Source organism: Alteromonas sp. V450, from assembly GCF_001885075.1.
GTDB lineage: Bacteria > Pseudomonadota > Gammaproteobacteria > Enterobacterales > Alteromonadaceae > Alteromonas.
In genome coordinates this window covers 3,372,514-3,392,210 of sequence record NZ_MODU01000004.1, presented here as the reverse complement: position 1 = coordinate 3,392,210, position 19,697 = coordinate 3,372,514, and the positions used below count along the sequence as shown (strand labels likewise).

The following is a 19,697-nucleotide window of genomic DNA, read 5'->3' as shown; positions in this document are numbered from 1 at the left end:
TCATATTGCGTTTGTTTGCTCAATAAAGCCCCACTTCGCTCATCAAACACACTATTTTGTCGCTTCACTATGGGCCTTCTAATGATCTACGCAATTTGTTATCACCTAATCATGCTCTCCTTAGCTTGTAATAAACATATAGAGATTAAGTACACTCGTATTCTTAAATAACGTAATTAGCGTGATAAAGTAATTGTCATTACTATTACTCATTCATTATTCGATACCTAAAATAGTAGAACTATTGAAGTATCAATATAAAAGGAATAATACTTTGACCCTACGTACCTATAAATCTATAACCCCATCTCTTGGTGAAAACTGCTATGTCGACCCGTCAGCTGTCATTGCAGGTGACGTAGTATTAGGCGATGACGCAAGCATTTGGCCACTTGTCGCGGCAAGGGGCGATGTAAACAAAATCAGAATAGGTGCCCGCAGTAATGTACAAGACGGCAGCGTGCTGCACGTTACTCGCAAATCAGCACAAAACCCCGAAGGCTTTCCATTAATTATTGGTGAAGACGTTACGGTAGGTCATAAGTGCATGCTACACGGTTGTAAGCTTGGCAGTCGAATACTAGTAGGTATGGGTGCTATTATTATGGACGGCGTTGTCGTAGAAGATGATGTGTTCATCGGTGCTGGTACATTAGTCCCTCCCAACAAGCGCCTTGAGAGTGGATACCTCTATGTGGGCAATCCAATGCAAAAGAAGCGCCCTCTAAAAGACAGTGAACTAGCCTTTCTGAAACAGTCGGCGGTTAACTACGTGAACTTAAAAGACGAATATTTAGAAGACGCCTAATCCTCTGCATTTAAAACACCATTTGTCTATAAGCGTGTTTAATAAGTGGCGCTGCTGGGCCTTATCCCGACACAGCGCCGTGCCACTAGCGCTTTACCAGTTCCCTTACTTTTTCTACTACCTTGGCAGTATTTGGTTTTTTGCCTGTCCAAATGGTAAATGCTGCTGCGGCTTGTTCAACTAACATACCTAGCCCATCTAGACTTTGGGCTACCCCAAATTTTGTTGCTTCTTGCATAAAAGGTGTTGGTGAGTTTTTATAGACCATGTCATACACCGCTTCACACTCACTCAAGGACGTCGCATTCATATTGCATGGAAGTTCGCCGTTTAAACTGGCTGCAGTAGAATTAATGATTACGTGTGGTGTTATCGACGCTACGCCCTCAAGCGTCATTACCGCTATTTCATCGTACTGACTTTCCCTGGCCACCTGCTCTGCACGGCTTAGCGTTCTATTGGCAATAGTCAGTTTCGCGATACCGGCCTCAAATAACGGCGAAACAACACCTCGTGCCGCACCACCAGCACCTAACAGTAAAACGTGTTTGTCTTTTAGTGCTACACCGTTATTAAGTAAATCATTCACTAAGCCAATACCGTCGGTATTAAAACCATTAACCTTTCCATCCGCTGTCTTCATTAGCGTATTTACGGCCTTCGCATCATTCGCAGCAGCGTCTTCAACCTGAGCAAAGTTATAGGCGTCTAATTTGAACGGCATAGTAACATTGCACCCTATTGCAGTATCTTGAGCTAGAAATGTAGAAGCGGCCTCGACAAAACCATCTTCATGCGCCAAGATTTTTTCATAAGAAATCTCTTCTCCTACCTGATGTGCAAACATTTGATGGATAGTTGGTGATAAACTCTGAGCTATAGGATTTCCAAATACAGCGAATTTTTTCATGGGAATACGAGACTTATTTAAAACAAAACAGAAAAGCAATGATGCTAAAAAGAGTACACCATATTACCGTATAGGTGGAGAAGAGAAAGTAAGAGCGCTTTCCAATACGTTTTACGACATTATGGAAACTGATCCGCTAGCAAAGGAACTACTCGCAATTCATCCGTTGCCTTTACAACGAATTCGTTACGTGTTCTTTCTTTATTTAAGCCTTTGGCTTGGCGGACCTGACGATTATCAAAAAAAATTTGGACATCCACGCTTACGCGCACGTCATCTTCCTTTCAGCGTAACCCCCGAATTGAAAGCGCAATGGATGTACTGCATGCGCAAGGCAATGTTTAAAACGGTTGACGATACTGCGTTAGCACAACAATTATTAGAAGCGCTCGACCAACTTGCCGAACATATGGTCAACTCAAAATAAAAAAGCGCGTGGTAAAGAGTGACCTTACTACGCGCAACTCCCCTGTTACTGTCTACGCTCTTTTCGGCGCATCAAGTAGTGCAATAGTTACGGCAAACTGCTTTGCAAAAAATTAGAATGTGTAGCCGACTGATAGCGTGTATACCCAAGGGTCTATTTCAATGTCGTCAACCTTACCGGTAGCATCACCTACATTAAATTTAGCTTCAGTATCTATATCGATAAACCGAATAGATGCATTTATGTGCCACTTGGTATCTATTTGATAGTCCATACCAAGTTGAGCTGATAAGCCAAATGAGTTATCCAGTGACAAATCGCTTAAGCCAGCAGTTTCATTAGCGCTTGTAAATTCCTCATCAAAGATAAAAGTGTAATTAATACCAGCGCCAACGTATGGCTGAAATGCAGAACTTGTGTCGTTAAAGTAATAGTTCACGGTTAGCGTTGGTGGAAGATGCGTGACCTCGCCAAGCTTGTTCCCCGTATTGAGAGGGTCGGCTACGGAAAAGGTAACGTCGTGCTTGAAGGGCGTAGCAGCAAGCAATTCGACATTAATATTATCAGTAACAAAGTACGCAACGTTTAAACCTAGCTGAGTATCGTTACCAATATTCAGGGCAACACCAAGGTCTGTGCCACCAGCGACGATATTGGAAGTAGATTCATCGGGGGCAACTGTAGTAAGACCGCCGCGGACAATCCAATCGCCCTGTTGATGAGCGCTAGCTAAAGGAGAAAGTGCAGCAAGTGTAAGACAAAGTGCAGATGCAGATAAGAAGTGTTTGCGCATGATGTGTCTCTTTTGTATTTAACTAAGATGGCGCTACTTTACGCTCTTGGTTAAGAGAAACATTGATCCAGCGCAAGCTTCATAACTCACTGAAACGAAGATACTATTCGAACTTGATGTAGATCAAAAAACGCCGCGTGAAGTTGCCACACAGCGTTTCTAGTCGTTAATAATGATGGAAAATAAGGAAAAGACGACCTACTTAATGAATTATTACCAATCAATGGGCTTTAGCCAATCCGTTAGCTTTTCTTCTGCACTGCCTGGCGCAGGGGTGTAACAATATTCCCATCGAGCTAAAGGTGGCATCGACATCAAAATAGACTCTGTACGCCCACCTGTCTGCAGTCCAAACAAGGTTCCACGATCAAACACCAAGTTAAATTCAACATAACGTCCACGACGATAGAGTTGAAAATCGCGTTCGCGTGGGCCAAAAGGCATTTGTTTACGCTTTTCAATGATCGGCACATAGGCATTTATGTAACCATCACCAACCGCTTGCATAAATTCAAACGATTTGTCGAAACCCCACTCATTTAAGTCGTCGAAAAATAACCCTCCGACACCGCGAGTTTCGTTCCTGTGTTTCAAATAGAAATAGTCGTCGCACCATTTCTTATATTTGGGATAAACCTCATCCCCAAAAGGAGCGCATAACTTCTTAGCTGTATCATGCCAATGCTTTACATCATCTTTGAAAGGGTAGAAAGGCGTTAAATCAAATCCTCCCCCAAACCACCAGATAGGCGCCTCTCCTTCCTTCTCAGCGATGAAAAAGCGTACGTTTGCATGAGAAGTAGGGATATAAGGATTGTGTGGGTGAATAACCAAGGATACGCCCATCGCCTGAAAATTACGACCAGCCAGTTCCGGTCTATTAGCCGTTGCTGAAGCGGGCATTTGACTGCCGAATACATGGGAAAAATTAACACCGCCCTGTTCTATTACCGCGCCATTTTTTAATACTCTCGAGCGTCCGCCGCCACCTTCCTCGCGCTGCCAACTATCTTCAGCAAACTGACCTTTTCCATCGGCGAGTTCTAATGTCTGACAAATTGAATCTTGCAGGTTTAAAAGGTATTGCTTAACGATTTCAATCACTTCTTGAGCGTTTTTACCTTCTAACAGTTGTGTTGACATCATGCTCGAATCACCTCAGCAGTATCTCCATCTCTTATTGTGCTTGGCTTATCCGCGCCGCCAACTTCTCCATCTACGTAGACTACCGAATTGCCAAACACCGCTTTTGCTTGCGCTATTGTCGTAGCCGGAGGTTGCCCTGAGAGATTAGCACTAGTAGACACTATTGGTTTGCCAAGTTTATTGCAAAGCGCCACCACCACTGGGTGGTTCGTTACCCTAACCGCAATTTTTTTATGCTCACCTGTGATCCATTGAGGTGCGGATGACGACTTTGGAAGTAGCCAAGTATTGGGACCAGGCCAACTTGAAAATATATCGGTCCGTCTATCAGGTCTCACCGCATTATCATTTACATAGGGCAGCAATTGACTGTAATTAGCAGCAATAAGAATTACGCCTTTTTCAACAGGCCTTTGTTTTACGCGTAGAAGTGCATTCACTGCAATTTCATTGTCTGGATCACAACCAATCCCCATTACAGCCTCAGTTGGGTATACCAGTAATTCTCCATTATGGAATGCTTCAACAACCGGATCAGTGTCAGGCGTACCTGCACTCGTAGGGTTGAATGTATTAACACCGCTACTCACATTATCAGACATGTTTAAATCTCTAGAATTGCTATTCTTTGTAACCGCAGGCTGGCTGAGGGCATTGCAGCAGCCCTTTTTTGTTAATCAAAACACCCCAACCGCACTGCGGACAAGGCTTGTTAACTGGTTTGAAATTTAGCACATAACGGCATTTGGGATAATGGTTACACGAAAAAAATTGCTTTCCATACTTGTTTGTGCGGGATAACAAATGCCCTTTTTTACATTGTGGACAGTCAACAGCAGTATCTTCCTGCTGCTTGATGGGTTCAATATGATGACACTGTGGAAAATTGGTACACCCTACAAACATACCATAACGGCCTTTTTTAATGGCCAAATCAGCACTGCACTTTGGGCAAGCTACACCCGATAGTGTCTTTAACAGGGTCGTTTGATTATCGTGGAGAGGTTTGCTGAATTCACATTCGGGATAGCCTGAACAACCTATGAAGGGCCCAGATTTACTGCCTCGAACGCGCAATGTCTTGCCACATTCGGGGCAGTTGCCAAATTTATCATCTAATGCATGCTCTTGTGCCGAAAAAAGCGAATGGTCGATTTTTGACATCACAACCCGGCGGATTCACAAGAAAACACAACCAGTAGTGCGTGCATGTGAAACGTCTTAATCATGTTTAGCTTCATTGCAAATATTCACAACCATTAATGTAGAACACCGTCGGGCTCTTCAAACAAGAGGTCTTCCATTTGCGCATAAGCCTTTTCTTTGCCGGGAACATTGAAAAGCACCATCAATACCACCCACTTTAAATCCTCCAAACAAAACTCGTTCGAATCAATTTCCATGACACGGTCTATCACCATTTCACGGGTGGAGGCATCAAGCACGCTAACTTGTTCAAGAAACATTAGAAAGCCTCGGCACTCCACATCAAGGCGCATTTGCTCTTCATGCGTGTAAATACGACTGAGGCTCGTACTAATACCCTTGCAAAAATAAGGCTTTATATCCGTTTCTTGCAGCGCTGCAAGCTTTTCTAACCATGCTAGCGCTTTGTATATTTCATCGTGATGGAAACCAGCACGCACTAACTCTTCGGTTAACTCATCTTGGTCAACACGAATCTCCGTTTCACTGTGAATGAAGTTTTCGAACAGATACATGAGGATATCGAACATATTATTTTCCCCTCAATTTGACGTAACCACCAGGGACAGCGGCTACAAAACCACGCAACTCGTATTCTAGTAATAACGCCATCGCTTTTTGAACAGTAATGGCATTGCGCTGGGCTATAACATCAATAGCGGTGATGTCATAATCCACACTAGCTAATAATTTATCGGTTGCCAAGTTATTCACTTCACTTTTTTGATTGTCTATAAACGTATTCTCATCTCGCCCAAGCGGTTCGAATGTGATTTCATCAAGAATATCGTTAATGTTTGTTACTAACTTAGCACCCTGTTGGATTAGCCAATGGCATCCTTCCGAATAGGCGTGGGATACATTCCCCGGAACCGCAAATACCTCTTTCCCTAGATCTGCGGCCAAATTAGCAGTTATCAAGGTTCCGCTTTTTATTTTTGCCTCGACCACTAAAGTGCCCAAAGACAGTGCGGCAATTATTCGGTTCCTTCGAGGGAAGTGCCATGCTTTGGGGCCTACTGAAGGAAAAAATTCAGTTACAATAGCCCCCTTCTTGTACACAATATCATTCGCTAACGCCTTATTTCTTGCTGGATAACAAACGTCAGGCCCAGTCCCTGTCACCGCTACAGTCTTTCCTTGTCCAACAATCCCCCCTTTATGTGCCGCGCTATCAATCCCTGTAGCTAAACCACTGGTGATTGTTAGCCCCTTTGCCGACAAACAGCGAGCAAACTCCTCTGCTAACGCAGTACCGTAATGTGTTGCTCGCCGACTTCCCACTATCGCGATTTGTGGTCGATTCAAAAAGGTTGGATCGCCCTTCACAAAGAGTACTAATGGTGGGTTGCTCAATTGCTTAAGCGCATCGGGATAAAGGGGAGAATCGAAAGTTATGATATGTCGTTGTTGAGTTACATCGCGCCATTGAAGCGCGTCGTTAACCCTCGTATACGAAATACGTGATACTAACTCGTCTCCTTTGGGCAGCTGTTTTAATTCAGAGACTAGCTCAATAAGCGGTACATTTAAGGTTGTTAATGCGTTTAACCATGCCTTACTTGGAACATTAAACGCAGAAGCAAAGCTTAACCATGCGAGATCATTTTGCGTTAAGTTGCTAGATGAGAGTGATTCTGTATCGATATAAGGCGAAATCATTGCCGCTCCTTTGTAAAGCGGCAATGTGAAATTATAATTTAAGGGTTCGCAACGATGTTGCCACGCTTTACACCCTTGTTAGCCTTTGTAATTAAGCCATAGCTCGCCGCATTAAAAGTCTTAAACACTACTAACTCACCAATTTTCAAGGCAGGTTGATTCACGGTATTTGCAAACCAGTCGCCACCGGTTTTCGCACCGGGCTCATTCGCATAACGAGGGCGCTCATCATTTAAGATAGCGGGGCCTTGCTCATAAATACCCATTACTGTTCCTGGTTTTACATCTGAATGGCCTAAATCTAAGATAACGACGTCGTACTTACCTAGCAGATCATGGTCGTGCAGGTCATTCACTACCGCTCCCCGTATCTCTTTCGCAGGCTGAAGTTCAACGCTTTCAGGTTCTTCAAACCCTCCATTTAATAGCTTGTCACCGCGCCTTGCTTCCATATTCGCGTCGCCAATAAACAGAAGTACCGAGTCATTAGCACTATCCTCTTCGATGACTTGAGCAGTAGAAACGTGATAAGCCAAAACACCTAGAACATTACCCTTGAGGTCTGTCACAATATCGTGTTTTCGTACTATTCTATACTGATCTTCAGCACTGGATTGCTTTTGGCCTAAAACAAAATCATTCGCAGTGAAAAGAACGTTTCCATCCTTATTCCCTAGAAGCCTCGGCAGCAGTTCAAAGGCATTTTCATCAACAATTGTGTGTTGCTTTATGAAAGGCGAAATCGTTTCCCACTCTAAAACCTCTATAGGTTGCGCTTTTACCCGCTTACCCGTGGTAGGAGACAGCGTTAATCTTGGCTTATCACGATTTACAGAGAGAACGGGCTTACCGTCAACTATCGTGAGTGTTATTACATCACCTGGATAAATGAGATGGGGATTTTCTATTTGGGTGTTCGTTCGCCACAACTCAGGCCAAAGCCAAGGCTCACTTAAAAAGACATTTGAAATTTCCCAAAGTGTATCACCCTTTTTAACAGTATAAGTTTGGGGCGCTTCTTCCTTGAGTTGAAGAGCAATCGCCGGCAGCGCTAACAGCATGCCCAATGCCATCACCATAACTTGACGAGTTTTATTTAGTCGCGTTTTCAAATTTACCACCCTCAGTACATTCCCTGCTGATTATTGTTGTTTTTCCAGACAGAAGCACTATATCAGTACCAGTGCAAAATATTAAAGGCTTTAGCAAAAAACTGCACGAAAGCCTCGATATGAGTTAGAATATTTATTCAAATGAATTTGTAAAGTGTGCTGCATAGTTGTTCGTATATCAATTTATACAGTGAAAAGGTGAAGTAAGCGAGTCATGGCAATTTTAGACGTATTAAGTTTTCCAGATGAACGTCTTCGCACGGTAGCAAAACCCGTGGAAGAGGTTAACGACGAAATTAAACAACTTGTTTCAGATATGTTTGAAACAATGAAAGACGAAAACGGAATCGGCCTTGCGGCAACGCAAGTGAATCGCCATGTACAAGTTGTTGTTATGGACGTTTCAGAAGAACAAAACGAGCCGCGCGTTTTCATTAATCCTAAAATTGTTCGCAAAGATGGCGTTACTATCAGTGAAGAAGGATGCCTTTCTGTCCCAGGTAACTATGCGAAAGTTGAACGGGCAGAGTCTATAACGGTTGAAGCACTTAATGAGCATGGAGAAGCTTTCGAGTTGGAGGCTGAGGGCTTGTTGGCGATTTGTATTCAACACGAGCTTGACCACTTAAAAGGAAAGCTCTTTATCGACTATCTTTCTCCACTAAAACGTCAGCGCATTCGCAAAAAGCTTGAAAAAGAAGCGCGCTTAGCAGCTAAAGCTTAAGGAAACCCGTGACAACGCCATTGAAAATTATCTTTGCCGGTACACCGGATTTTGCTGCGAAACACCTTTCGGCTCTGCTAGACAGTGAGCACGACATTATTGCTGCATATACTCAACCTGATAGACCAGCAGGAAGAGGCAAGAAGCTAACGGCCAGCCCGGTAAAGCAGCTGGCTTTACAACACAACATCCCTGTTTTCCAACCTAGTTCGCTCAAAAGCGACGAAGCACAGAAGGTCATTACTGATCTTGATGCCGATATTATGGTTGTCGTCGCCTACGGACTTCTTTTACCAGCAGCAGTGCTGAATGCCCCTAAGCTTGGATGCATCAATGTTCACGGCTCAATTTTACCTAAATGGCGTGGTGCAGCACCTATACAGCGTGCAATTTGGGCGGGTGACACAAATACAGGTGTCACCATCATGCAAATGGATGAAGGGTTAGACACCGGTGATATGCTTCATATTGCCACGTTGCCGATAGAAGCGTCGGACACCAGTGCCACCCTCTACGAAAAGCTGGCACAACTTGGTCCCGTTGCGCTAGTGGACGTTTTAAACCGTTTTGATAGCTTCACGCCGCAAAAACAAGATGATGCCGAAGCAAGTTATGCGAAGAAGCTTTCAAAAGAGGAAGCGAGAATTAATTGGCATGAAGACGCTCTGCAAATAGAACGAAATATACGCGCGTTTAATCCTTGGCCTGTCGCATGGATGAACGTAGATGAACACAATGTAAAGGTTTGGTCAGCGTCTGTTGTTAAAATGGACAAGCAAGCTTCCCCAGGCACAATTTTACGTGCAAATAAAGAGGGCATTACTATAGCAACAGGCAACGATGCTCTTTGTATTACCTCTCTTCAAATTCCTGGGAAAAAGGCGCTTCCCGCTGCCGATGTAATTAATGCACGCCAAACTTGGTTTGAAGTTGGACGCTGCTTAGCACAAGCGGAAAACCAGTGAAACCCTTTCCTTTACCTAAACAAAAAAACCTGCGTGCAGATTGCGCGTGGGTTATTTTTCAAATACTGGAACACGGCAAATCGTCTCGGGAATGTTTAGAGCGGGTTCAACGCAGACACAACGCGCGCGACAATGCATGGATCCAAGAAATGTCGCTTGGCGTGATGCGTAAACTTCCTCTTTTGCAGCATTGGTTAAGATCGCTTTTAGACCGTCCTTTAAAGGGCAACAAAAAAATCATTGAACATTTGATTTTACTCGGCCTCTATCAACTGCAATTTTCCAGAGTAAGCCATCACGCTGCTGTAGGTGAAACCGTAGCCGCAGCGTCTTATCTTAATAGCGCAGCGCTTAAAGGTTTAGTCAATGCAGTATTACGTAACTTTCAGCGAGAATCGCTAGCAGAAAAACCTATTGATAACGAAATTATCAAAAGCGGGCTCCCCAAATGGTTATTTAAAGCAATTGAAAATGCTTACGAATTAGACGCTGACGCAGTAAGAGAAGCGACAAACTCTATTGCGCCTATCTGGTTGCGAGTAAATCAGACGCAAATTTCGTTTGACGCTTACTGCTCACTATTAGACAACGCAAATATCGAGTATGAACGCAGTATAGCCCACAAAGAAGCGGTAATTTTGAAAAAGCGTGAAGACATTACTGCGCTACCGGGGTTTGAAAAGGGCTTTTTCGCCGTTCAAGACGGCGCTGCTCAGTTAGCTGCACATTATCTTGAGGTAAAAGAAGGTGAACGCGTTTTAGATTGTTGTGCGGCACCTGGAGGAAAAACAGGTCATATCGCAGAACTAACGCCAGCGCTTGGCTACTTGTTAGCACTTGATGCAGATGCAAGCCGTTTAGAACGCGTTAAAGAAAACATGACGCGGCTAAAACACAATGTTGATATTAAACAAGGTGACGCCGCGACACCCGCTGATTGGTGGGACGGCAAGTTATTTGACAAGATATTGCTCGACGCGCCGTGTTCGGCCACCGGTGTAATTCGCAGACACCCTGATATTCGCTGGCTTCGCAAATCGACTGATATTGATAACTTGGCGCGTTTGCAACGCCAAATACTAGATGCATTATGGGGCTTGCTAAAGCCTGGTGGAACCTTGCTTTATGCTACCTGTTCCATTCTCCCAAAAGAAAATCGCTTACAAATTAAGTCGTTTTTACAGGATACTGCAGATGCAAAATTAGTCGCACTAACGAAAACCGAAACAAACGACAAACCTGGTCGCCAAATTCTCCCCGGCGAAGAACAAATGGATGGTTTCTATTATGCGAGGCTGATAAAGTCTCATTAGGCGCATGTGAATCAACATCTTAGCAAGGCAAAATAACAACGATGAAAATCATCATTTTGGGCGCAGGCCAAGTAGGCGGTACACTCGCTGAGAATTTAGTGGGTGAAAATAACGAAATCACGGTTATAGATTCTGACCCAACTATTCTGCGCGCACTTCAAGATCGTCTCGACTTGCAAGTGGTCACCGGTGTCGGCTCACACCCCGATGTATTGCGAAAAGCCGGTGCCGAAGATGCTGACATGTTGATAGCGGTAACTAACAGCGATGAAAGTAATATGCTAGCTTGTCAGGTTGCCTATAGCCTATTTAAGACACCAACGAAGATAGCGAGAGTCCGTTCAGAGCAGTACATCATTTATCAAGAGCAGCTGTACAAGCAACAAGACATTCCTGTAGACCATATTATTGCGCCAGAGCAACTGGTTACAAAGGCAATTAAACGTTTAATCGATTACCCTGGCGCACTGCAAGTGGTCGAATTTGCAGAAGGCAAAGCGAGCCTGGTTGCAGTAAAGGCTTATTACGGTGGCTTGTTAGTCGGCCATGCGTTGTCTGCATTAAAGGACCACATGCCGAACGTTGAGACGAGAGTTGCAGCAATTTATCGTCGTGGTCGCCCTATTCGCCCCTTGGGTACTACGGTAATAGAGGCAGACGATGAGGTCTTTTTCATAGCCGCAACCAAGCACATCCGTGCAGTAATGAGTGAGCTGCAAAAACTAGAGTCGAGCTATAAACGAATTATGATCGCAGGTGGCGGCTTAATTGGTGCGGGCCTAGCAAAAAAGCTAGAACATGATCATAACGTTAAATTGATAGAGTACAGTCCTGAGCGTGCGAAATACCTATCTGCAAACCTGGACAAAACCATAGTTTTTATTGGTGATGCGTCTGATCCTGAGTTGCTTAGCGAAGAAAATATCGAACAAGTTGACGCCTTTATTGCTGTTACTAACGACGATGAAGCAAATATTATGTCTGCCATGCTCGCTAAACGCATGGGCGCTCAGAAGGCGATGGTACTTATCCAACGCAGCGCTTACGTCGACCTGGTACAAGGTGGTGAAATTGATATCGCATTTTCTCCGCAACAAGCCACAATTTCAGCGCTTTTAACTCATGTTCGCCGCGGTGACATTGTCAACGTATACTCACTACGACGTGGCGCAGCCGAGGCTATCGAAGCCATTGCACACGGCGATGAAAACACATCAAAGGTTATTGGCAAACAAATTGGTGATATTAAGCTTCCCCCAGGCACAACCATTGGTGCCGTAGTGCGTGACGACCAGGTTATCATTGCACACAGTGACACAAAAATAGAACCAAATGACCACGTTATTCTTTTCTTAGTAGACAAAAAATACATTGGTGATGTTGAAAAGCTATTCCAGCCCAGCGCGTTTTTCTTCGGATAATCCGGCAGTTAACTTTTTAAGTGCTTGCTTCTAATCATAAAGGGCTTTTGAAGAAGAAAAGGCCGTAATTCAATGTAAAAAATAAGTGAATTTTATTTCATATTTCGGCTACCAATAGAACAATTTTTGGTCCATACTTAGCATATCTTATGCGTTAAAGGACTAACGGTTATGCCCCAACTTTTTTCATCAAAAAATTCTCTACAACTGCGCCTATCTAATTTCAAGAGTTTATTTTTAGCGATAGTTTGCAGTGTACTCTCAGCACACGCTTTATCTCAATCCTCAGAAGAAGATGAACTCGCAAAAATGCAAGCGCAGCTTAATGCTGAAGTGATGTCGAAACCCTTCCTAGCTGAAAAACCGGAAGAGGTGGATGCATACATAAAAAGTATGCTCGAGAAGGGAGAAAAACCTCAAGAATACCAAGGCACTAATTGGCGACCTGGCTACACGTGCCGTGACTTACTGCGCTACAACTGGCGTGAGTATCGTAACTGCAGATATTACTACCGCTATTACGGACGTTATTACTAACTTCAATAAACCCAATCTTTTTTATAAGGAAATATCATGAACGTAAGGGCTCATCACATTAAAGCTGCCTTTTTATCTATTGCTTTGCTTGCTCTTAGTGGTTGTGCTGCAGTGCATACCTCTATTGCTAAAAAGGATTTAGACGTACAAACAAAGCTAAGCACATCAATTTTCGTTGACCCTGTTCCGCCAGAGAAACGCAAAATATACTTAGAAGTACGCTCTGCGGTAATGGAATTTGACAGGAATGCATTTAGAACAGCACTGAATAGCCAAATATCTAGCAGCGGTAACGGTTATACATTTGTTGATTCTCCTGATGATGCACAATACACAATGAGTGTTTTCGTTCGCAATCTTGAAAAAGCGTCGCCTTCTGCGGCCGAAAACTATCTCGCTTCTGGCTTTCAAGGAGTAACGATAGGATCTGCTGCGGCCTATGCTGGTGGTGGCGGTTACCGACAAGCAGCAGCAGGTGGCATAATTGGTGGGCTAGTTTCCACCGCTGCAAATGCTATGGTTAAAGATGTGACCTACCTTTTAGTCGCAGATATCCAAATTAAAGAAAGAGCTAAAAAAGGTGTTATTGTTCGTAAAGATTCAAAAATTAACACGAAAATCTCTGACGACGGCGCTTCAACTCAAACCTCTTCTGAAGTATCCAACCAAAAAGAGTATCGTACACGCGTAGTGACCACTGCTAACAAAGCAAATTTGGAACTGGAAGAAGCACAGCCTTTAATGTTTGATAAAACGGCTTATGCTATGGCATCGTTTTTCTAATTTTTTATCGATAAGTAGCCACGCAAAGTGGCTACTTTGTGCCTTGCCTAAACGCCACTCTAAAAGTTAACTTCGCCAGAAAGTAGGTGAAAATAATACCAGCAGTGAAAATACTTCAAGACGACCGAATACCATTGCCACAACTAAAATCCATTTACCTGCATCAGTTACATCAGCATAATTAGACGCTACGCTTCCTAAACCAGGCCCAAGGTTATTTAACATTGCCGCTGTCGCAGTAAACGCACTTAAGTTGTCTAAGCCGGTTGCAATAAGTCCAATCATAATAATAACAAACACTACCGCGTAAGCTGAAAAGAAACCCCAAACCGCCTCAACCACTCTATCGGGCATCGCTCTGTCTCCAAACTTTACGCTGTAAACGGCTTTTGGATGGATAAGTCGGTCAACTTCACGCTTACCTTGTAAAAATAGTAGGCAAACCCTAACTACCTTAAGTCCGCCGCCTGTTGAACTTGCACACCCACCTATAAAGCTTGAAAAAATAAGCATAATCGGAAGAAAGGTTGGCCAGACGGAAAAATCTGTCGTTGCAAAACCGGCTGTAGTACTGATAGAAACAGCTTGTATCATTGCTTGGTCTAACGCTTGCTCTGCAGATGTGTAGTAGCCAGAAAGCGTAAGTACCAGGAAACAAATGCCGATTAAAGTCGCTTGAATAATAAAAAATGCTTTAAATTCGGGGTCCTTAAAATACCCTTTAACCGAACGGGAACTCACAGCAGCATAATGTAAAGAAAAGTTAAGCGCTGCTATAAGTAGAAACACGGTACATACTACATTCACCATTGGGCTATTAAAGTAGCCTAAACTAGCATCATGATTCGAGAAGCCGCCAATTGCGACCGTCGAAAAAGAATGGCAAATGGCGTCGAAAACACTCATGCCTGACAGCCAGTATGCCACTGCACAAGCGATAGTAATTGATAAATAGATATACCAAAGATGTTTTGCAGTATCGGCAATCCGCGGTGTCATTTTGTTATCTTTCACCGGACCAGGTGTTTCAGCGCGATACAGCTGCATACCACCAACACCAAGTATAGGCAGTATCGCTACGGCCAAAACAATGATACCCATACCACCAAGCCATTGAAGTTGCTGCCGATAAAACTGTACTGAATGAGGCAGGAAATCAATCCCTTCGATAACTGTGGCACCTGTAGTTGTCAAGCCTGAGAATGACTCAAAAAACGCATCTGTTATTGTCATACTTGGCTGTTCTAACAGAATAAGGGGAATAGCACCGACACTGGCCAGTACTGACCAGAATAACGCTACAATTAGGAAGCCTTCTCGCGCCCTTAAATCATTTTTCTGCTGACGGTTCGGATACCATAATGCCATTCCACCTAACACACACAAAAAGAAGGCCAACGTAAAGGGTAAACCGCTTCCGTCTTGGTAAATCAATGACACAATGGCTGGTGGGATCATGGTTACGCTGAATAACGCTATTAATAACCCTAGTATTCTTATAATGGCGCGGTAGTGCATAATAGACGTAGCCTTTGTTCTTATAGTGGCGCAGCAATTAGAAATTTGATTATAGGGCTATAACTAATGTGGGGAAACCACTGTAGCCCCACATTTTTTAACCATTAACAAAGTAAGTACTTCTTGCCTAAGAGATTACTTCATAGCAAGGACTGTTTTTACCATTTTACTTATGCTCGAATGAGCTTGAGTTATATTTTGCGCCAGCATATAGGCAGGCGTTGTTACTAGCTTAGCAGTATTATCAACAACCACATCATCAACTGCGCAACTAACATGCGAAGCACCCAGTGCATTTAATCCGGCTGCGGTATCGGTATCATTTCCAACAGTCAGCTTTGTTTGGTTACCATACACTTTCGCCGCTAGAGCGGGCGCAATACATGCGTAAGCAGACGGTTTTTTAGCTTTTGCAAAGGCACTACATACGCTTAAAACATCTTGGTTAAATGCGCAGTTATCTCCATCTACGGCAAAGGTGCATAAATTTTTTGCTGCGCCAAAACCGCCAGGTAAAATCAAATAATCAAAATCATCAACGTTGCATTCTGTTACTGGCTTTATCTCGCCTCGCGCTATACGAGCAGATTCAACGAGCACATTTCTAACTTCCCCTTCAGCAACCTCGCCAGTAAGATGATTAATAACATGTAGCTGGTTAACATCAGGAGCAAAACATTGATAAGTTGCTCCCTCTAATTCAATGGCAAGCAGCGTAAAAACAGCCTCATGTAATTCAGCGCCGTCGAACACACCGCTTCCGCTTAAAATAACTGCAACTTTCTTCATAATCTTCTCCTGGGCATTATGATTACTACTTATTCATTATTTGGCTATTAAACGCACAATCGTTTAAAAAAAGTTCTTAATAATACGTATATACATTGTAAATGGATATGCTACATTACTCGACCAGCTTGGTTAAACTAAAAAAATACTTCACCAAGTTATCCACAAAATAAGGAATGATACGTAGCAGGTATGCTGTTTTCACACCTATCAAGCATTCCCTTGTCTTTATTACGCTAGAGAGTGATCAAGCACATTGATTTGATCGCTCAGATCGCTATGCCTTAAAATTTAGATCACAAAGTTATCCACAATGTGCGTAGCACCGTTGATACGTGCTAATCTTTCGTCATGATATAGCGATCTGGATGTGGCTGTGGCATCCTTGCGCTCATATTGTCTATTGGAAAATCGCCATCTATGCCTGATTCTAAAAAGCCTCCATTTATTCTTGTCGATGGATCGTCATATCTTTTTCGTGCCTTTCACGGTCTACCACCATTAACCAACTCAAAAGGCCAAGACACCGGTGCTATTTATGGTGTTGTGAACATGCTTAAAAGCTTGATCAAACAATACAACCCAACGCATATGGCGGTGATTTTTGATGCTAAAGGCAAGACTTTTCGCGATGACATCTATAAAGAGTACAAAGCGAACCGGCCCCCTATGCCTGAGGAGCTTAGGAGCCAGATCGAACCACTACATGCCATCATTAAAGCAATGGGTTTACCAGTTATTGTTGAATCGGGTGTAGAGGCAGACGACGTGATCGGTACATTAGCGAAACACGCTACAGAAAAAGGTATCGATACCCTTATCAGCACGGGTGATAAGGACATGGCGCAGCTGGTAAATGAACATGTCACCTTAATTAACACCATGACAAACCAGTTAATGGATGTTGAAGGTGTTAATACGAAATTTGGCATTCCACCAGAGCTAGTGATCGACTTCCTTGCACTCAAAGGCGATAAAGTTGATAACATTCCAGGCGTACCTGGTGTTGGTGATAAAAGTGCGCAAGCCTTGTTAAACGGTATTGGTGGTATCGATGACATCTATAAGAATCTAGATAAAATTGCCGACCTGTCGTTTAGAGGCAGCAAGTCGATGGCAGCGAAAATGCAAGAGTACGAAGAGCAAGCTCGACTTTCTTATACCTTAGCTACTATCAGTATCGATCTTGATCTCGACTATGATGTTGAAGCGCTGATGCCATGCCAAGCCGATAATGAACAACTTCGCGATTTGTTTGCGGAATATGAGTTCAAACGCTGGCACGCAGAAGTAAGCGCACTTTTAGCCGGCGGAGATACCTCTAGTGCCAATGCAAACGCCGACGAAGAAAAAAGCGATAGTGCAGACGAGAGCGAACAAAGTGAATCGGTAGAGATAGATAAGTCGAAATACGAGACCGTACTTGATGAAGAGCGCTTCAATGCTTGGGTTGCAAAGCTTGAAAAAGCCGAGCTAATCGCTTTTGATACCGAGACAACCAGCCTTAACTACATGGATGCAGAGTTAGTGGGTGTTTCATTTTGTATAGAAGAAGGTGAAGCTGCTTATGTGCCTGTTGCTCACGATTACCCAGATGCCCCCGCCCAGCTATCACGAGAATTTGTATTAAACGCATTAAAACCTATTTTAGAATCGGACACCGTGGTCAAAGTAGGCCAGCACATCAAATACGACAAAAATGTATTAGCGAACTATGACATTACCTTAAACGGCATCGGCTTTGACACCATGCTTGAGAGCTATGTACTAAACAGTACTGCGCAGCGCCATGATATGGACTCACTTGCCCTAGCCTACCTTGGTCATAAAACTATTCATTTTGAAGAGATTGCAGGTAAAGGCGCAAAACAGCTAACGTTTAATCAAATTAGCCTTGAAGAAGCTGGGCCTTATGCCGCAGAAGATGCTGATATTACGCTTCGCTTACACAACGCCATTTGGACTAAGTTAAAAGAAATCCCTGAGCTAAAAAATTTATTGATAGATGTTGAGGTTCCCTTGGCCTGTGTACTTTCTCGTATGGAACAGGAAGGTGTATTGATAGACAGCCAAAGACTGCGTCAGCAAAGCCAAGATCTAGCCACGCGTATCGCCGAACTTGAAAGTGAAGTACATGAGGAAGCTGGCGAACCATTTAACTTAGGTTCGACAAAACAGCTTCAGCACGTTCTTTTCGATAAGATGTCGCTGCCTATCATAAAGAAAACGCCTAAAGGGGCGCCCTCTACCTCTGAAGATGTACTGCAAGAACTCGCGCTTGAGTATCCGTTGCCTAAGAAGATCATGGAATACCGTGGCTTAACCAAGCTTAAAAACACCTACACCGACAAACTTCCTAAGATGATCAATCACCGTACGGGCCGGGTGCATACATCTTATCATCAAGCAGTAACCGCAACGGGACGTTTATCTTCAACCGATCCTAACTTACAGAACATTCCTATTCGTAATGAAGAAGGTCGCCGCGTACGTCAGGCATTTGTACCAAGAGAAGGAAATAAGTTCGTCGCAGCCGACTACTCACAAATCGAACTGCGTATTATGGCGCACCTTTCAGGCGATAAAGGCCTACTTGATGCATTTGCGCATGGTAAAGATATTCATAAAGCAACCGCTGCGGAAGTTTTTGGTGTGCCACTTGATGAGGTAACAACCGAACAGCGCCGTAGCGCAAAAGCGATTAACTTCGGTTTGATTTACGGTATGAGTGCCTTTGGGTTGTCGAAACAACTTAATATTCCACGTAATGAAGCACAAAAATATATGGATCTTTACTTCGAACGCTATCCGGGCGTGCTTGAGTACATGGATTCAACGCGTGAGAGCGCCAAGGATAAAGGTTATGTAGAAACCGTATTTGGTCGCAGACTTTATTTGCCTGATATTAAAGTCAGTAATGGTGCACGTAGAAAAGGCGCAGAGCGCGCAGCGATAAATGCGCCTATGCAAGGCACAGCGGCGGACATTATTAAGATGGCGATGATTAAAGTTGACGACTGGATCCGAAAGAATGCGTCTGATGATGTAACTATGATGATGCAGGTACACGATGAATTGGTTTTTGAAATTAAAGAAGACAAGGTTGATAACTACGTATCTACGATTACTGCCTTGATGGAAAGCGCGGCGACGCTTAATGTTCCGCTAGTTGTTGAAGCCGGTGTTGGCGAAAACTGGGATGAAGCTCACTAATTTAGTAATTAGATTACAGTTTACACGTAAAAAGTCGCGTTACAGCAATTAAATTTGGTAATTTAATTACACAATATCCTTGCCTTTTCTGTGCTTTATTGTACCATTATGCATGTAGGGTACAGAGGTGAGAAAGCTGTTTTCAAACCTTTGCTTTAACCCCGACAGTTTTGTCGGGGTTTTTTTATATCTGCCAAAAACAAATACCCCATAAATATCAGCAAGTTATAAAATAAATTCATTTTTTCTGAACTTCTTTGTTTATCACTACTCTATATCTACGGTTTTTATGTGTTTTCTCTCAGTTTACGCCTCGCTTTACGCGGGGCGTTCTTTTTTCTAAAACCCCGCTTCCATCTATGTAGTAAAT

At 43.4% G+C, this 19,697-nt stretch carries 19 protein-coding genes; 9 read left to right on the top strand and 10 right to left on the bottom strand.

The features are described 5' to 3' along the window. Nucleotides 1-274 precede the first annotated feature (274 nt). The gene (locus BK026_RS14910) at nucleotides 275-808 is read left to right on the top strand and encodes a gamma carbonic anhydrase family protein (protein ID WP_071816555.1); all 534 of its coding nucleotides are present in this window, start codon (nucleotides 275-277) and stop codon (nucleotides 806-808) included. Nucleotides 809-893: 85 nt separating this feature from the next. On the opposite strand, the gene aroE is transcribed toward BK026_RS14910, so the two are convergent. Next, nucleotides 894-1,718 carry a shikimate dehydrogenase gene (gene aroE / locus BK026_RS14905; protein WP_071816554.1) on the bottom strand — a complete coding sequence of 275 codons (825 nt, stop codon included), beginning with the start codon at nucleotides 1,716-1,718 and terminating at the stop codon, nucleotides 894-896. Between aroE and BK026_RS14900 the strand changes: the two genes are divergently transcribed. Next, the gene (locus BK026_RS14900) at nucleotides 1,717-2,145 is read left to right on the top strand and encodes a group II truncated hemoglobin (protein WP_071816553.1); all 429 of its coding nucleotides are present in this window, start codon (nucleotides 1,717-1,719) and stop codon (nucleotides 2,143-2,145) included. The genes aroE and BK026_RS14900 overlap by 2 nt on opposite strands. 112 nt (nucleotides 2,146-2,257) lie before the next feature. On the opposite strand, the gene BK026_RS14895 is transcribed toward BK026_RS14900, so the two are convergent. The 7 genes from BK026_RS14895 to BK026_RS14865 all read right to left on the bottom strand — a co-directional run bounded on the left by BK026_RS14895 (nucleotide 2,258) and on the right by BK026_RS14865 (nucleotide 8,073). Continuing rightward, nucleotides 2,258-2,938, bottom strand: a complete 681-nt coding sequence (locus BK026_RS14895) for an OmpW family protein (RefSeq protein WP_071816552.1) — start codon at nucleotides 2,936-2,938, stop codon at nucleotides 2,258-2,260. Between the two features lie 213 nt (nucleotides 2,939-3,151). Next, nucleotides 3,152-4,084, bottom strand: coding sequence for an oxygen-dependent coproporphyrinogen oxidase (gene hemF, locus BK026_RS14890; RefSeq protein ID WP_071816551.1), 933 nt, complete (start codon nucleotides 4,082-4,084; stop codon nucleotides 3,152-3,154). After that, complete coding sequence (locus tag BK026_RS14885; protein WP_071816550.1) at nucleotides 4,081-4,686, bottom strand: L-threonylcarbamoyladenylate synthase; 606 nt, start codon at nucleotides 4,684-4,686, stop codon at nucleotides 4,081-4,083. Before BK026_RS14885 ends, hemF begins: the two co-directional genes overlap by 4 nt. Nucleotides 4,687-4,705: 19 nt before the next feature. Continuing rightward, a complete protein-coding gene (locus tag BK026_RS14880) occupies nucleotides 4,706-5,248 on the bottom strand; it encodes a type I DNA topoisomerase (protein WP_071816549.1) in 543 nt (180 codons plus the stop codon). 95 nt (nucleotides 5,249-5,343) lie between these two features. Continuing rightward, nucleotides 5,344-5,820 carry a DUF494 family protein gene (locus BK026_RS14875; protein ID WP_071816548.1) on the bottom strand — a complete coding sequence of 159 codons (477 nt, stop codon included), beginning with the start codon at nucleotides 5,818-5,820 and terminating at the stop codon, nucleotides 5,344-5,346. 1 nt (nucleotide 5,821) lies between these two features. After that, nucleotides 5,822-6,952, bottom strand: coding sequence for a DNA-processing protein DprA (dprA, locus tag BK026_RS14870; RefSeq protein WP_083575097.1), 1,131 nt, complete (start codon nucleotides 6,950-6,952; stop codon nucleotides 5,822-5,824). Nucleotides 6,953-6,990: 38 nt separating this feature from the next. Continuing rightward, nucleotides 6,991-8,073, bottom strand: a complete 1,083-nt coding sequence (locus tag BK026_RS14865) for a LysM peptidoglycan-binding domain-containing protein (RefSeq protein WP_256253834.1) — start codon at nucleotides 8,071-8,073, stop codon at nucleotides 6,991-6,993. A 205-nt stretch (nucleotides 8,074-8,278) separates the two neighbouring features. Between BK026_RS14865 and def the strand changes: the two genes are divergently transcribed. From def to BK026_RS14835, 6 genes are all read left to right on the top strand, one after another. Then, complete coding sequence (gene def, locus BK026_RS14860; RefSeq protein ID WP_071816546.1) at nucleotides 8,279-8,788, top strand: peptide deformylase; 510 nt, start codon at nucleotides 8,279-8,281, stop codon at nucleotides 8,786-8,788. Nucleotides 8,789-8,796: 8 nt separating this feature from the next. Continuing rightward, entirely contained in the window at nucleotides 8,797-9,753 is a 957-nt protein-coding gene (gene fmt / locus BK026_RS14855) for a methionyl-tRNA formyltransferase (RefSeq protein WP_071816545.1), read from the top strand. Further along, nucleotides 9,750-11,066 carry a 16S rRNA (cytosine(967)-C(5))-methyltransferase RsmB gene (rsmB, locus tag BK026_RS14850; protein WP_071816544.1) on the top strand — a complete coding sequence of 439 codons (1,317 nt, stop codon included), beginning with the start codon at nucleotides 9,750-9,752 and terminating at the stop codon, nucleotides 11,064-11,066. The genes fmt and rsmB overlap by 4 nt, the downstream gene beginning before the upstream one ends. A 41-nt stretch (nucleotides 11,067-11,107) precedes the next feature. Next, on the top strand, nucleotides 11,108-12,487 hold the full coding sequence (trkA, locus tag BK026_RS14845; protein WP_071816543.1) for a Trk system potassium transporter TrkA: 1,380 nt from the start codon (nucleotides 11,108-11,110) through the stop codon (nucleotides 12,485-12,487). Between the two features lie 309 nt (nucleotides 12,488-12,796). After that, nucleotides 12,797-13,024, top strand: a complete 228-nt coding sequence (locus BK026_RS19965) for a hypothetical protein (RefSeq protein ID WP_071817696.1) — start codon at nucleotides 12,797-12,799, stop codon at nucleotides 13,022-13,024. Between the two features lie 36 nt (nucleotides 13,025-13,060). Continuing rightward, complete coding sequence (locus BK026_RS14835) at nucleotides 13,061-13,807, top strand: complement resistance protein TraT (protein ID WP_071816542.1); 747 nt, start codon at nucleotides 13,061-13,063, stop codon at nucleotides 13,805-13,807. 66 nt (nucleotides 13,808-13,873) lie between these two features. Here BK026_RS14835 and BK026_RS14830 read toward each other — a convergent pair whose 3' ends face one another. Beyond that, on the bottom strand, nucleotides 13,874-15,325 hold the full coding sequence (locus BK026_RS14830; RefSeq protein ID WP_071816541.1) for a TrkH family potassium uptake protein: 1,452 nt from the start codon (nucleotides 15,323-15,325) through the stop codon (nucleotides 13,874-13,876). A gap of 135 nt (nucleotides 15,326-15,460) precedes the next feature. After that, nucleotides 15,461-16,114, bottom strand: coding sequence for an isoprenoid biosynthesis glyoxalase ElbB (gene elbB / locus BK026_RS14825; protein ID WP_071816540.1), 654 nt, complete (start codon nucleotides 16,112-16,114; stop codon nucleotides 15,461-15,463). 420 nt (nucleotides 16,115-16,534) lie between these two features. On the opposite strand from elbB, the gene polA reads away from it, so the two are divergent. Continuing rightward, nucleotides 16,535-19,327, top strand: a complete 2,793-nt coding sequence (gene polA, locus BK026_RS14820; RefSeq protein ID WP_071817695.1) for a DNA polymerase I — start codon at nucleotides 16,535-16,537, stop codon at nucleotides 19,325-19,327. Nucleotides 19,328-19,697 lie beyond the last annotated feature (370 nt).

Bases quoted from the DNA above. Each gene is read 5' to 3' on its own strand.
- BK026_RS14880 (WP_071816549.1), bottom strand. From the start codon at position 5,248: ATGTCAAAAATCGACCATTCGCTTTTTTCGGCACAAGAGCATGCATTA.
- BK026_RS14900 (WP_071816553.1), top strand. From the start codon at position 1,717: ATGGGAATACGAGACTTATTTAAAACAAAACAGAAAAGCAATGATGCT.
- BK026_RS14895 (WP_071816552.1), bottom strand. From the start codon at position 2,938: ATGCGCAAACACTTCTTATCTGCATCTGCACTTTGTCTTACACTTGCT.
- BK026_RS14875 (WP_071816548.1), bottom strand. From the start codon at position 5,820: ATGTTCGATATCCTCATGTATCTGTTCGAAAACTTCATTCACAGTGAA.
- hemF (WP_071816551.1), bottom strand. From the start codon at position 4,084: ATGATGTCAACACAACTGTTAGAAGGTAAAAACGCTCAAGAAGTGATT.
- dprA (WP_083575097.1), bottom strand. From the start codon at position 6,952: ATGATTTCGCCTTATATCGATACAGAATCACTCTCATCTAGCAACTTA.
- BK026_RS14885 (WP_071816550.1), bottom strand. From the start codon at position 4,686: ATGTCTGATAATGTGAGTAGCGGTGTTAATACATTCAACCCTACGAGT.
- BK026_RS14835 (WP_071816542.1), top strand. From the start codon at position 13,061: ATGAACGTAAGGGCTCATCACATTAAAGCTGCCTTTTTATCTATTGCT.
- trkA (WP_071816543.1), top strand. From the start codon at position 11,108: ATGAAAATCATCATTTTGGGCGCAGGCCAAGTAGGCGGTACACTCGCT.
- BK026_RS19965 (WP_071817696.1), top strand. From the start codon at position 12,797: ATGCAAGCGCAGCTTAATGCTGAAGTGATGTCGAAACCCTTCCTAGCT.
- def (WP_071816546.1), top strand. From the start codon at position 8,279: ATGGCAATTTTAGACGTATTAAGTTTTCCAGATGAACGTCTTCGCACG.
- elbB (WP_071816540.1), bottom strand. From the start codon at position 16,114: ATGAAGAAAGTTGCAGTTATTTTAAGCGGAAGCGGTGTGTTCGACGGC.
- aroE (WP_071816554.1), bottom strand. From the start codon at position 1,718: ATGAAAAAATTCGCTGTATTTGGAAATCCTATAGCTCAGAGTTTATCA.
- BK026_RS14830 (WP_071816541.1), bottom strand. From the start codon at position 15,325: ATGCACTACCGCGCCATTATAAGAATACTAGGGTTATTAATAGCGTTA.
- polA (WP_071817695.1), top strand. From the start codon at position 16,535: ATGCCTGATTCTAAAAAGCCTCCATTTATTCTTGTCGATGGATCGTCA.